Below are 14088 nucleotides of genomic sequence, written 5' to 3' on the forward strand. Positions count from 1 at the left end.
TGCTAATTTAACATAATTATGAAGTTCAGACTAAAGTTGTAAATACTTTTCCGAATCACGTTGGTAATATATGGTGTGTAGTGAATTGAGGTCAAGGATTTTAAAGGGGGAGTAATTTTGAATTACTATATTTGTGAAACATGTGGGGTGCAGTATGAAAAATCAATGGAAGAGCCAAAGCAATGTACTATTTGCTCAGAAGAAAGACAATATGTCGATGTAAATGGGCAAACTTGGACAACTTTGAACAAAATGATTTCTTCTGAAATTTATAAAAATGACTTTAATCTTGAAGAAGATGGATTATTTAGCATAACAACTAGTCCAACATTTGGAATTGGACAAACAACTTATTTAATTCAAGAACAGGGTTTTAATTTGTTATGGGATTGTATTTCATATATTGATCAAGAAACTATTGATAAAATAGAGAGGTTGGGGGGAATTGATGCCATCGCATTATCTCATCCTCATTATTATTCAAGTCAAGTGGAGTGGGCAGAAACTTTTAACGCACCTATTTATATTCATGAGGATGATAAAAAATGGGTTACAAGAACTAGTGACAAGATTATTTTTTGGTCTGGTGAATCTCTTACTTTACAGAATGGGTTAACTCTTTATCGTATGGGTGGTCATTTTAAAGGAGCCACTGTACTAGAATGGAAAAATGGTAATCAACAAAAAGGCATATTACTAGTTGGAGATATCATTCGTGTAGTGGCTGACCGCAATTGGGTAACATTTATGTATAGTTTCCCTAATTTTATTCCACTTCCTGTTAAAACAGTGGAAAGAATCTTAAGTCAAGTAGAGGATCTACATTTTGAACGAATATATGATGCTTTTCTCCGTATTGTGAAAAAAGATGCAAAACAATCTGTTCATAACTCAGCTGTAAGGTATATAAATGCTATAGAGGGTAAGCTATTCACTACTTAAGTTAATTTCACTTTATTGATAGGATTTTGTTAATGTTTTCAAAGTCGTTGCCTCCAATTTTTGCAGAAACAAAAAGCGTCCTGCTATCGTGTTTCATTACGATGCAAGACGCTCTAGCTACTATTTACGATCAATTGATTTTCATTAAAACCATTCATTTTACCTGATGAACTACTATGTCAGACAATATATGTTTGGGTAAAATAAGTATATGAGATGATTTATAGGAGAGCTATTTTATTGCCTTTCAAGTCTCCTATTTTCGATTAGATATTACCCCAAATGTAGATGCTTTAATGTATGTTTGCCCTTGTAATAACTCCAATTGCTTTGGTGTGCCAGTTACTACGGCCCCGATAATTTTCACATCACTTCTTTCCAGGGTTCCATTTTCCCCTATTAAGGATTGGTAAACTTGGTTTGTTTCCCACTCAAAGTTCTTGCTCCCTCGAAGAAGCTCAAGGTTTTGAATAAAGGTGTCAACCTCGTCGCTTTGAGACTGTCGGGGTACTGGTTTTGATTGTTCCGATTGAAATCCGAAAATGAACGGAGAATTAGCTGCAATAGTACCCTGTCCTTGCTTCATAAAATTCAATCCTTCCTCTGTAAAGGCATCCACCCACCACCAATCTACTTGCACATCAGAAGGCAACTTGCGTTTAATGTCGTCAAAGCTATATGCATTATCAAAAGATATTGCTAGCTCTACGAAAGTATTTTCTTCCAATTGATTGAGTTCACTGATACTACCTTTATAAACATCGTATGAAATCTCCGGGTAATAAAAAAACATTTCTCTATCGCCAGTGTATTCATTAAATTGTTCAAATTGATTTGATTCCGCTAGTGATTCTGAACCTTCTATTTGGATCGAGCCTGAAACATAATTTCTTGTAAGAGTTCCAAATAGATTGTAATCACTTTCGAGAGGTTCCCAAATATAAGGTCTATGCTTATCTCCAAGTACCTTAAATGTTGTCGTTTTTATTTTCCCTCCAAACAAATTATAGTCATACATTTGATTACTAATTTGAACATTTGGGGCGCTAATTGCGTTAAACAATCTAATATCGTCCTTTACTTTCTCAGCACTATTTATTGATAAGTTCCTAAGACCGTACCATACTACTACTAGAACAATTGGCGTAACGATGATCGTTATGCCAATAATTTTTATTGTTGACCAAAACTTTGCCTTTCTCATTATTTTTTTCGTCTGTTTTTCATCAAATAAAAAATCATTTTGCCCTTTATTCATAATCAGTGTCCTCCTTAAATCTTTCAGTAAATTCTTCCCTAGCACGTCTGACGTGTGTTTTTAGAGTGTTTTCATTCTTATTCATTAAAGCTGAAATTTCTTTATACGATAATCCCATCTCATATTTCAGAACTAATAATTCCTGATGCAAGTTAGACAGCGTTTCAAGAGTGTCTCTTATGTCCTCTAATTTTTCTTTTTTTAGAACCTGAATTTCAGGTATATTAGTCAATGCTGTCAATTGGACTTCATCAAATTCGGTTGTTGGATGACGCTTTTCTTTTCTCTTGAGATCATAAAACTGATTGGTAGCCACACGGTATAACCAGCTCATTACTTTGTCTGATTGAATTCCATTTTTATGTAATAAAAATTTATAACATGTATCTTGAACGATATCTTCTGCATCCTCATGGGCTAATCCACGTTTTCTTAAATATCGGTATAATATGGTACCTACTTGCTGCAGAAATTCATTCATTGATTGATTTGCCATTTCTATCTCCCTTCTGCCTATACAACGCAGAACTCAAAGAAAAGTTTACATATTATAAAAAATCCTTCATAAATTATTTTATTTTCCATAAAAACACAAAAAAGAGGAGGGATTTGTGCCACCCACCTCTATTTTTCGGTATCCTGTATTTTGTAAGAACATCTTATTTTTCCACATTTATCGCTCTACTTTTTGATAGCTAAATACTCAAAAAAAAATCGAGTAGGAATGAATCCTACTCGATTTCATAAACTTTTATTAAGCTAAAACTTTCATAACATCGCGGACTGCTTCTGCCGACTTATCTAAAGCTGCTTTTTCATTGTCTGTTAATTCAAGTTCAAATATTTTTTCTACACCATTTGCACCTAATAATGTCGGAACACCTAGGTATAAATCGTTGTAGCCATATTCGCCTTCTAAGTATGCAATAGATGGAAGTATACGTTTTTGGTCTTTAATGATAGCTTCCGCCATTTCAATAAGCGCCGCTGAAGGAGCATAATATGCAGAACCGTTCCCAAGAAGGTTCACGATTTCAGCGCCACCTTTTCGTGTACGGTCAACAATCTCTTCAAGACGATCTGCTGGGATTAACGTTTCTAATGGAATACCTCCAGCAAATGAGTAGCGTGTTAGTGGCACCATTGTATCACCATGCCCACCTAAAACAAAACCTGTGATGTCTTTTACGGAGATATTAAGTTCTTCAGCTACAAACGCACAGAAACGAGCCGTATCGAGTACACCTGATTGACCTATTACACGATTTTTAGGGAAACCAGTTTCTTTGAATACTGTGTAAGTCATTGCATCAACTGGGTTTGTAAGAACGAGGATTGTTGCATTTGGTGAGTACTTAGCAATTTCTTTGGAAACTGCTTTCATTACATCTTGGTTAATTTGAACAAGATCGTCACGGCTCATACCTGGTTTACGAGCAACACCAGCAGTGATAATTACTACATCAGAATCTGCAGTATCCGCATAATTAGAAGTACCTTTAACATAAGAATCATAGCCTTGCACTGGTGCAGCTTCCCACATATCTAGAGCTTTACCTTTTGTTGGGTTTTCAGCTTGAGGGATATCCACTAACACTACATCACCAAGTTCTTTTTGAGCTGCTAAAAATGCTGCAGTAGCGCCAGTAAAACCGCTACCGATTACTGAGATTTTTTTTCGTTTCAGAGACATTCGAATACGCTCCTTTAAATTAGGTTATATAATCTATTATGCCTCGGCATAATTGCGTCAAGAATCGGCTTTGTGCAAGCACAAAGAACTCCTTTCCGATTCCGTGACATCCACCGGAGGCTTCTTTCAGCGGGTGTTTAAACACCTGCTGTAAGAATTTAAAAAAGGGAGGAGAATAAATTCTCCTCCCTCGATTAAACAAGTTCATCGTAAATATTTTATTAAGCTAAGTTCAATAGAAATTTACATTTCACCCTAATTATATCGGCAGAATATACATCCGCTTTAACTATAATTTCTATTTAAAATAGAAAATTAAAGGTTTTTGATTAATTCAGTAGCGAATTCTGAACATTTTACTTCTGTAGCGCCGTCCATTAAACGAGCGAAGTCGTAAGTTACAACTTTAGAAGAGATTGTTTTCTCTACAGATTTAGTAACCATGTCAGCTGCTTCTTGCCATCCTAAGTGCTCAAGCATTAATACGCCTGAAAGTAATACTGAAGATGGGTTTACTTTATCTTGACCAGCATATTTTGGAGCTGTACCGTGAGTAGCTTCGAAGATCGCGTGTCCAGTTACATAGTTAATGTTTGCGCCTGGAGCGATACCGATACCACCAACTTGTGCAGCTAATGCGTCAGAGATATAGTCACCGTTTAAGTTCATTGTAGCAACTACGTCGAACTCATTTGGACGAGTTAAGATTTGTTGTAAGAAGATATCAGCGATAGAATCTTTAACTAAGATTTTACCAGCTGCTAAAGCGTCAGCTTGTGCTTTGTTCGCTGCTTCTTCACCTTGTTCAGCTTTAATAGCATCATATTGGTTCCAAGTGAATGTTTGATCAGCAAATTCTTTTTCAGCTAATTCATAACCCCATTTTTTGAATCCACCTTCAGTGAATTTCATGATGTTACCTTTGTGTACTAAAGTAACAGATGGGCGTTTATGGTTAATAGCATATTCGATAGCAGAACGTACTAAACGCTCAGTACCTTCTTTAGATACAGGTTTTACACCGATACCAGAAGTTTCTGGGAAGCGGATTTGGTTAACACCAAATTCAGATTGTAAGAAGTTGATGATTTTTTGTGCTTGTTCAGAGCCAGATTCGAATTCAATACCAGCGTAGATGTCTTCTGTGTTTTCGCGGAAGATAACCATTTCAACGTCTTCTGGACGTTTAACTGGAGAAGGTACTCCATCAAAGTGACGTACTGGACGTAAGCATACATATAGGTCAAGTTGTTGACGTAATGCTACGTTTAGAGAGCGGATACCACCACCGATTGGAGTAGTAAGAGGACCTTTGATTGCGATTAGGTATTCGTTGATTTTGTCTAAAGTTTCTTGTGGTAACCATTCACCAGTTTGGTTGAATGCTTTTTCACCAGCTAAAACTTCTAACCATTCGATTTTCTTTTCACCGTTGTAAGCTTTTTCTACTGCTGCGTCGATTACGCGTGATGCTGCAGCCCAAATATCTGGACCAATTCCGTCACCTTCGATGAAAGGAATCACTGGATTGTTTGGTACATTAAGTACGCCATTTTCAACTACAATTTTGTTTGACATTGATGTTGCCTCCTAAATTCATAATCATAGGACTGTGTTATGTAACACAGTCCCAAATATTCTAGCATATTTTCCGAATTAGCGCTCGCTGATTGGAACATATTTTTGCATGCCTGGTCCAACATACTCTGCACGTGGACGGATTAGGCGGTTGTTAGCATATTGCTCTAGAATATGAGCTACCCAACCAGAAGTACGTGATACTGCGAAAATTGGTGTGAATAGGTCATGATCGATACCTAAAGAATCATACACTGACGCAGAGAAGAAGTCTACGTTTGCAGGTAATTTCTTTTGTTCTACGATCATGTCATGGATTTTAACTGACATTTCATAAAGTTCTGGTTTACCAGTTAGCTCAGTTAATTTTTGTGACATTACACGTAAGTGTGGTGCACGTGGGTCGCCTTTGCGGTATACGCGGTGACCGAAGCCCATGATTTTTTCTTTGTTATCTAATTTATTTTGAATATAAGATTCAACGTTTTCAAGTGAGCCGATTTCAGTTAACATTTTCATAACTTGCTCGTTTGCACCACCGTGAAGTGGTCCTTTTAATGCTCCGATAGCTGAAGTTACACCAGAATAAACATCTGATAATGTAGCTACACAAACACGTGCCGTGAATGTAGATGCATTTAATTCGTGGTCAGCATGTAATACTAACGCTTTGTCGAATGCTTCAACTTCGATTGCTGCTGGTTCTTCACCTTTAAGCATGTATAAGAAGTTTGCAGCATATCCTAATTCTGGTTTTGGAGCAACTGGCTCTAAACCTTTACGAACACGCGCAAATGCAGTAACTACAGTTGCAATTTTAGCTTGTAAACGGATAGCTTTACGATAGTTAGCTTCTGTATCCATAACATCCGCTTCTTCATCGAATACACCAAGTAAAGATACTGCAGTACGTAGTGCAGCCATTGGATGTACAGTTGAAAGTGGGTATGTTTTGAATTGGTCTACAATTGCTTGCGGAATAGACATGTTGTCTGCCAATTGTTGTTTTAATTCAGCTAGCTCGTCTGCTTTTGGTAAACGAGTATGCCATAATAAATAAATTACCTCTTCGAATGACGCGTTCACTGCTAAATCATCAATGTTGTAACCAACATATGTAAGTGTGTCATCGATAATTGAACTGATTTTAGATTCCGCTGCTACGATACCTTCTAAACCTTTAGTTGCTGACATAAATTATCGCTCCCTCATATTTATATTTTTTAGTTGTAAATGCAGTTATTAGGTCGCATTTACGTTTTTTGCTCATATGAACCATTAAGTAAATCGCTTACAATTGCTATTATAATCATTTTTGACAGCTTTGTGAATGAAAAACCTCCGAATAAAGAAAAAGGTGCATGAGCGATTATATATACGCCTGAAAGAGATTCTTTTTCGTATTTTGACATTAATTTATCAATTGAAATGGGGTGAATTTGTAAAAATGAGGAATATTAAATTTTTTTCATACGAAAGAACTATAAGTGTTTTGTTTTTCATATTCTACTTAACAATATTGTGGTTCGTATTACCTGTATCTCTCGCGATTTTTTTGTCTTTTTCTACGTATCCTATCATAAAATTCCTTCATTCTTATTGTAGGATTGCCTATTGGCTTGCAGCAATTATCGTGGAAGCACTTATTCTAACTTGCATTTTTCTTCTCGTTATCATTTCTATAAACAGTATTATTCTTATCTTCCCAGAAATCAGAGATACACTACAAAATTTCCCACTTTTCAACGAATATGAATCAATGTTTATCCAAGTTTTAAAGGAAAAATCGCTTTCTATTTTCGATTCAATCTTTTTATACATGGCAAACATTTTCCAACTATTAATGAAACATGTAATTGAAGTATTTATATTCCTTGTCGCTTACTATTTTGCCCTATTGGAAACTCGCAAATCCCGGTATTGGTTTTTTCAATATGTGCCCAAAAAATTTCGCAATGAGTGGCAGTCGCATTTTTCTAAAATTATGCAGCTATTTCATTACTTTTTGTATGTGGAGTTTCAACTGTTCACAATTACTCTGCTCATCCTTTGTGCGGGATTCATGATTCTTCAATTTGAACAAGCCATCATCAAAGCTTTTATAGTTGCATTTGCAGATGTACTTCCGTTCTTTGGGATTGGTGTATTTCTTGTACCCATGAGCATTTATTTTTACTTAAAAGGCAATACCTTTTTATGTGTAGCTATTTTACTTTTATATCTCTTCGTTCAATTAACAAGGCAGCTAGCTGATTCCATGCTTTGGTCAAACACATTACAATTACGGACTTTCCACACCTTTTTCATCAGTGCTGCCTCTATTTTATTATTTGGTTTTTACGGCATTTTACTTAGCCCCATATTTTTATTTTTAGCAGTTAAACTAAAGGAAAATGCTATTTTTGAACGATGATAAATTGACCCTTTTTCATTTTTTTCCGCATCCAATAATAAAAGATTGGTTGGAACATTTTGCGAGAAAAAGGCAGTAACAATAATAAACCAACAAGGTCTGTTATAAAACCTGGTAATACTAGTAGTACACCACCACTAAAATTCAAAACTGTGTTAACTAATGCTGGCCCTGGAGCCTCTCCTCGTGCTATCGTATTTTTAACCTTTTGCACAGAATTCATACCTTTATTTTTCACTACATAAATACCTATAATACTCGTAGCGACTATAAGCAGTAATGTATTTAAAATACCAATATTTTGACCAACTACTATTAATAACGCCAACTCGGCTAATGCATAGACAATGAAACCAAGAAAAATTTTTCTCATATTTTTCTCCTTTCTAGCTGAAAACGCTATACCTTATATACGTTATTATAGCCCATTAAGTTTCATAAAAAAACAATGGGCCCTATTAAAGAGAAGACGACGTTATTATTTTTATAGTAAATTCTCATTCCATGAGGGAACTATTTTTATGTTGGTTAAATATTGTTTAAATCTATGTCATCTCTAGATGTCGGTGATAAACCGCAAAATGCTATTTACTTCATCTTTATAAGAAAAGCTCTAGTACAATTATTTGCACTAGAGCTTTTTGTTATAGATAAAAACATTTACTAAAGAAATTAAAGAACACTTGCATGCCCTTTGTAAATAACTCCCGTTTCAGCATCCATTGTAATTTCTTGACCGTGGCGAATCAGTGTAGTAGCTTCTTTTACTCCAACGATAACAGGGATGCCAAGGCTTAGTCCTACAACTGCTGCATGACTTGTAAGCCCGCCCTCTTCCGTAATCAGACCAATGCAATTTTCAAGCGCTGGCATCATATCACGATCTGAACCAACCGTTACTATAATGCATCCGTCTGTATCATAAGCTAGTGCCTCTGCTGCATTTTTAGCAACAACTGTTTTACCTACTACTGAAGATTTACCGATACCTTGACCACGGGCTAACAAATCTCCGATGATGTGTACCTTCATTAAGTTAGTAGTACCTGCTTCCCCTACTGGTACACCTGCTGTAATAACAACTGCATCACCATGCGTTACAAAGCCATGTTTCAAGCTTTCATCAACAGCTAGCTCTAAAATTTCATCTGTTGTCGTAACACGTTGGCAAACAACTGGGAATACACCCCAAACTAGTGTTAATGCGTGAGCTGTATTGGCAGAACCCGTAACCGCGACAATTTGTACACCTGGGCGATATTTTGCAATCATTCTAGCTGTGTTACCACTTTCTGTTGGTGCAAGCACGGCCTTTACACCTAAGTTAATCGAAGTGTACGCTACTGCCTGAGAAATCGCCTCCGTCATATTTGCTTCTTTTTCACGACTACGAGTAGAGACGATGGCCTTATAGTCTAATGAATTTTCTGTACGTTGTGCGATTTTATTCATTGTTTGTACAGACTCTACTGGATAAAGTCCTGCTGCAGTTTCACCAGAAAGCATAATTGCATCTGTACCGTCGATAATTGCGTTTGCTACGTCACTAGCTTCTGCTCTTGTCGGACGTGGATTACGTTGCATCGAATCTAGCATTTGTGTAGCCGTAATAACTGGTTTACCTACTTGATTACATTTTAAAATTAATTTCTTTTGTACAAGTGGTACTTCTTCTGCTGGGATTTCTACACCAAGATCACCACGTGCTACCATTAACCCATCTGAAACTAAGATGATCTCATCGATATTATCGACACCCTCTTGATTCTCGATTTTCGGGATAATTTGAATGTGGTTACCGCCATTTTGTTCAAGTAATTCTCGAATTTCAAGTACATCCTTTGCTCGACGAACGAACGAGGCTGCAATAAAATCAACACCCTGCTTAATACCGAATAAAATGTCCTGTGCATCTTTTTCTGTAATTCCAGGAAGTTGTACAGAAACGCCCGGCACGTTAACACCCTTTTTATTTTTTAAAACACCTGCATTTTCAACAATCGTATGAATAAGACCTTTTTCCATATCTTTTGCTAATACACGTAGTTGAATAAGTCCATCATCTAATAAAATAATGCCGTTTTGCTCAACATCCTCGATTAAACGTTCGTACGTTACAGAGAAGCTAGTTTCTGTTCCTTCAACTTCCGTCATTGAAATATCAATAACTTGCCCTGCTGCTAAATGCAATTCTCCGTTTTTCATATTATGCGTACGAATTTCAGGACCTTTTGTGTCCAGCAAAATCCCAACTGGTTTCCCTAATTTTTGTGCTACTTCGCGAATTAAATTAATGCGTACTTCGTGCTCCTCATGAGAACCATGCGAAAAGTTTAAGCGGGCTACATTCATACCTGCTTCAATTAGTTTCTCTAAAACTTCTGGTGACTCACTTGCTGGACCAATTGTACATACGATTTTTGTTTTTCTCATTTTCTGCCCACTCCGTTTTTATATCAAATTATATGGATAGTTCTTTCATTAAAGTATATAAGCTTACATCTGCCTCATGATTTTTTTCGAAAGCCTCAGGCATATCATAGTCAATCACTTGATGATTACGGATACCTACCGCCCTGCCAGACTTTCCTTCCATTAGCAATTCAATTGCATGTGCACCGAATTGACTCGCTAGAACACGATCACGCGCAGTAGGTGAACCACCGCGTTGGATATGTCCAAGAACAGAAACACGCGTCTCTTTTCCTGTTTTTTCATATAATAGCTTTGCCAACTCACTACCAGACATGACACCTTCAGCGACAATAATAATGCTATGCTTTTTCCCACGCGCTGCACCACGGTCTAAGCGTGCCACAATATCATCCAAATTATAATCTTCTTCTGGAATTAAAACTGTTTCAGCACCGGCTGCCAGACCTGCCCATAAAGCAATGTCTCCTGCATCTCGCCCCATTACCTCAACGATAAAGGAATTTTCATGAGAAGTTGCTGTATCGCGGATTTTATCAATGGATTCCACGACCGTATTTAGCGCAGTATCAAATCCTATCGTATACTCGGTTCCTGGTACGTCATTATCAATAGTTCCTGGAACGCCCACAACAGGAAAGCCTTTTTTCACTAAATCCATAGCTCCACGGTATGAACCGTCTCCGCCGATTACGACTAGTCCCTCAATGCCAGCTTCACGCATATTGTCTATACCTCGTTGCTGAACAGCGGCTTCTTTAAATTCAGGACATCTTGCTGAATTTAAATGTGTACCACCGCGTTGAATAATACCACCTACTGAACCTAAATCAAGATCTTCCATACTTCCTTTTATTAAGCCATCATAGCCGTGCTTAATTCCGACAACATTAATTCCATGATATGCTGCCTTACGAACGACCGCACGAATAGCTGCATTCATTCCTGGTGCATCTCCACCACTTGTTAATACGGCAATTTTTTTCATTGTCGAACCTCCTGCAGATACTATTATTATTCACATTAACATGAAAAAACAAACTATGTAAGTGTTCTTAGGCTACAAAAACATAACTTTTACATAAAAAATAAAAAGAATGCGCTTTCACACACTCTTTCTATTCAAAAACATCCTGAATTTAACATTTTTCTGAAGTGTTTGGTAATATTTTTCGCACTATTTATTCTTCCATCATTAGGTTATTTATTTTTTAAAGAAACAATTTTTAACTCTTTACGAGCAAATTTATATGTCCAAAAACCTAAAAATGGATTTAAGCTTCTGTATATTGTCCAATCTTTCTGAATTTCTCATAACGGTCTTCAATTAATTGGTCGCCATTTAAAGAGTTCAATGTTTTTAGTGTGTCGCTTATACATTCTTTTAAATAAAGTGCTTGTTTTGCTACATTGCGATGAGCTCCACCTGTTATTTCAGGGATAATTCCATCAATAACGCCAAGCTCTTTTAAGTCAGGTGCTGTTATACGCATTGCTTCTGCCGCTTGCTTTGCAAGGCTACCATCACGCCATAAAATCGACGCTGCCCCTTCTGGCGAGATTACAGAGTATGTTGAGTTTTCTAGCATAAAGACACGATTTGCTACACCTAATGCAAGTGCACCACCGCTTCCGCCTTCCCCAATAACGATTGAAATAACTGGTACTGTTAAGCCCGCCATTTCGACAAGATTTCTAGCAATCGCTTCACTTTGACCACGTTCCTCAGCTGCCTTACCGGGATAAGCACCTTTCGTATCAATAAAGCAAATAATTGGTCGTTTAAATTTCTCCGCCTGCTTCATTAAGCGTAATGCCTTACGATATCCTTCTGGGTGTGGCATACCAAAATTTCGACGAATGTTTTCTTTCGTTGATTTCCCTCGTTGGTGTCCAATAATTGTTACTGGCTGACCTTCAAAAAGAGCAATCCCACCAAGAATAGCCGCATCATCACCAAACGTACGATCTCCATGTAACTCAATAAAGTTTTCACACATAGCTTCTATATATTGTAAAGTTGTTGGTCGTTCTGGATGTCTAGCAACCTGTACACGATCCCATGGCTTCATATTTGCATAAATAGATTGTTCTAGCTGTGTTAGACGTGTTTCAAGCTTTTCAATTTCGCCTGTCATATCTACATCTGCCTCGGTAGCAATCGTTTTTAATTCATCAATTTTTTCACGTAATTGTACTACTGGTTCTTCAAAAGCTAAATTTTTAGACATGTTGCACGCCTCCTTTTGTATGCATTTTTACAAGCACTGCTACTTGGTTTCGTAAATCTTTTCGATGGAAGATTGCATCAAGCTGTCCATGTGCTAATAAAAATTCCGCTGTTTGGAAATCATTTGGTAGTTTTTCTCTTACTGTTTCTTCGATTACTCGACGACCAGCAAAGCCAATCAATGCTTGTGGCTCCGCAATATTAATATCTCCAACAGAGGCAAAGCTTGCAGAAACGCCACCTGTTGTAGGATGCGTTAATATTGAAATAAACAATAGTCCATGATCACTATGACGTTTTAATGCCACACTCGTTTTCGCCATTTGCATTAATGATAGTACACCTTCTTGCATGCGCGCCCCACCACTTGCAGTAAAGATAATAAACGGTACTCGTAATTCCGTAGCTTTTTCTACGGCACTTGTGATTTTTTCTCCAACAACTGAGCCCATTGAACCCATACGGAAATGAGAATCCATAATTGCTACAACAATTTCTTCTCCATCAAGGGTACCCACACCTGTCAGTACGGCTTCGTTTAATCCCGTTTTTTGTTGGTCCGCTGAAATTTTTTCAACATAAGCAGGGAAATTAAGAGGATTACTTGTTTGTAAATGATCGTCCATTGAAACAAATGAACCTTCATCTAAAAAACATGCTACGCGCTCCTGTGCAGTCATTTTGAAATGATGGTCACATTTTGTACACACTTTGTTATTTTTTTCTAATTCTTTCGTTAATTGAATGTGACGGCATTCTGGACATTTTGTCATAAGTCCTTCTGGAAACCCCTTTTCTTGTCCGTCCTCTTTCTTTTTACTAAATATGCTGCGAATTGCCATGTTTGACTCCCCCTTTGTTGTCTAATTACTTCGTAAAGTCTTCATCCATTGCTCGTAAGCTTTTAGTGCTTCTTTTTCATAGCCAAGCTGCATCGATTTCAACATAGTTTGAATGATCAATTTTTCTTCTTCTGTTGAGTTTCGATTTAAACGGTCACCATCATAAGCTGCTAACTGAAACCAGACTTTTAGTGAAAGACGATTTCCCGCCGTGATGATTATTTCTCGTAATACATCTCGACAACTAATCGCATCCTCTATCTCTAGCTTTACAAAAAAACTGTCCCACACCGGTAGTGTTCGCAGAGTCTCTGTACAACTTATTACGCGAATGGCTTCCTTTTCATGAATTTGTCGCGTTAATTCGACATCTTTTTTCGATTTTTCATCTTCTAGTATAAACATCGACAGTATTTCTACGAGCTGATGCTTATGCGTGGAAGCTAGGAACGTACCTCCCCCATGTTTCGTTTCAATAAGACCTAACAATTCTAAGCTTCGCAATGCCTCTCTCACAGAGGATCGCCCGACACCTAGACGCTCTGAAAGGACTCGTTCGGAAGGTAGTTTTTCTCCAGCCTGTATTTCTTCCATTTTAATAAGTTGTCGTAATTGTTGGACGATATCCAAAAACACTTTTTTTTGTTCGGTTTTTTTATCCATACGATCAACTCCTATTATCAATTTCGCCTTGGCGTA

13 protein-coding genes are annotated in these 14088 nt (G+C 37.2%); 2 read left to right on the forward strand and 11 right to left on the reverse strand.

What is annotated here, in order from left to right:
• The first annotated feature begins 117 nt into the window (after positions 1-117).
• Positions 118-942 (forward strand): MBL fold metallo-hydrolase, encoded by an 825-nt coding sequence (locus B1B04_RS11375; RefSeq protein WP_094075096.1) that lies wholly within the window; start codon positions 118-120, stop codon positions 940-942.
• Positions 943-1198: 256 nt separating this feature from the next.
• Here the strand turns inward: B1B04_RS11375 and B1B04_RS11380 are convergent, their stop codons facing one another.
• The 5 genes from B1B04_RS11380 to citZ all read right to left on the reverse strand — a co-directional run bounded on the left by B1B04_RS11380 (position 1199) and on the right by citZ (position 6665).
• Entirely contained in the window at positions 1199-2200 is a 1002-nt protein-coding gene (locus tag B1B04_RS11380) for an anti sigma factor C-terminal domain-containing protein (protein ID WP_079561587.1), read from the reverse strand.
• On the reverse strand, positions 2193-2696 hold the full coding sequence (locus B1B04_RS11385; protein ID WP_079561588.1) for an RNA polymerase sigma factor: 504 nt from the start codon (positions 2694-2696) through the stop codon (positions 2193-2195). The genes B1B04_RS11380 and B1B04_RS11385 overlap by 8 nt, the downstream gene beginning before the upstream one ends.
• Positions 2697-2954: 258 nt before the next feature.
• A complete protein-coding gene (gene mdh, locus B1B04_RS11390) occupies positions 2955-3893 on the reverse strand; it encodes a malate dehydrogenase (protein WP_079561589.1) in 939 nt (312 codons plus the stop codon).
• 315 nt (positions 3894-4208) lie between these two features.
• Entirely contained in the window at positions 4209-5471 is a 1263-nt protein-coding gene (gene icd, locus B1B04_RS11395; protein WP_079561590.1) for an NADP-dependent isocitrate dehydrogenase, read from the reverse strand.
• 78 nt (positions 5472-5549) lie between these two features.
• Complete coding sequence (gene citZ / locus B1B04_RS11400; protein WP_079561591.1) at positions 5550-6665, reverse strand: citrate synthase; 1116 nt, start codon at positions 6663-6665, stop codon at positions 5550-5552.
• A gap of 253 nt (positions 6666-6918) precedes the next feature.
• Between citZ and B1B04_RS11405 the strand changes: the two genes are divergently transcribed.
• On the forward strand, positions 6919-7884 hold the full coding sequence (locus B1B04_RS11405) for an AI-2E family transporter (protein ID WP_079561592.1): 966 nt from the start codon (positions 6919-6921) through the stop codon (positions 7882-7884).
• Here B1B04_RS11405 and B1B04_RS11410 read toward each other — a convergent pair.
• From B1B04_RS11410 to B1B04_RS11435, 6 genes are all read right to left on the reverse strand, one after another.
• Entirely contained in the window at positions 7868-8257 is a 390-nt protein-coding gene (locus B1B04_RS11410; RefSeq protein ID WP_079561593.1) for an FxsA family protein, read from the reverse strand. The two genes, B1B04_RS11405 and B1B04_RS11410, sit on opposite strands and share 17 nt — an antisense overlap.
• A 299-nt stretch (positions 8258-8556) precedes the next feature.
• Positions 8557-10317, reverse strand: a complete 1761-nt coding sequence (gene pyk, locus B1B04_RS11415; protein WP_079561594.1) for a pyruvate kinase — start codon at positions 10315-10317, stop codon at positions 8557-8559.
• A gap of 28 nt (positions 10318-10345) precedes the next feature.
• Entirely contained in the window at positions 10346-11305 is a 960-nt protein-coding gene (gene pfkA / locus B1B04_RS11420) for a 6-phosphofructokinase (protein ID WP_079561595.1), read from the reverse strand.
• 286 nt (positions 11306-11591) lie between these two features.
• Positions 11592-12548 (reverse strand): acetyl-CoA carboxylase carboxyltransferase subunit alpha, encoded by a 957-nt coding sequence (locus tag B1B04_RS11425; RefSeq protein WP_079561596.1) that lies wholly within the window; start codon positions 12546-12548, stop codon positions 11592-11594.
• Positions 12541-13389: an acetyl-CoA carboxylase, carboxyltransferase subunit beta gene (gene accD, locus B1B04_RS11430; protein ID WP_079561597.1), complete on the reverse strand. Its 849-nt coding sequence runs from the start codon at positions 13387-13389 to the stop codon at positions 12541-12543. The genes B1B04_RS11425 and accD overlap by 8 nt, the downstream gene beginning before the upstream one ends.
• 21 nt (positions 13390-13410) lie before the next feature.
• On the reverse strand, positions 13411-14052 hold the full coding sequence (locus B1B04_RS11435) for a FadR/GntR family transcriptional regulator (RefSeq protein WP_079561598.1): 642 nt from the start codon (positions 14050-14052) through the stop codon (positions 13411-13413).
• Positions 14053-14088 lie beyond the last annotated feature (36 nt).

It is taken from the genome of Lysinibacillus sp. KCTC 33748, from assembly GCF_002237755.1.
In the GTDB taxonomy this organism is placed as follows: Bacteria; Bacillota; Bacilli; order Bacillales_A; family Planococcaceae; genus Lysinibacillus.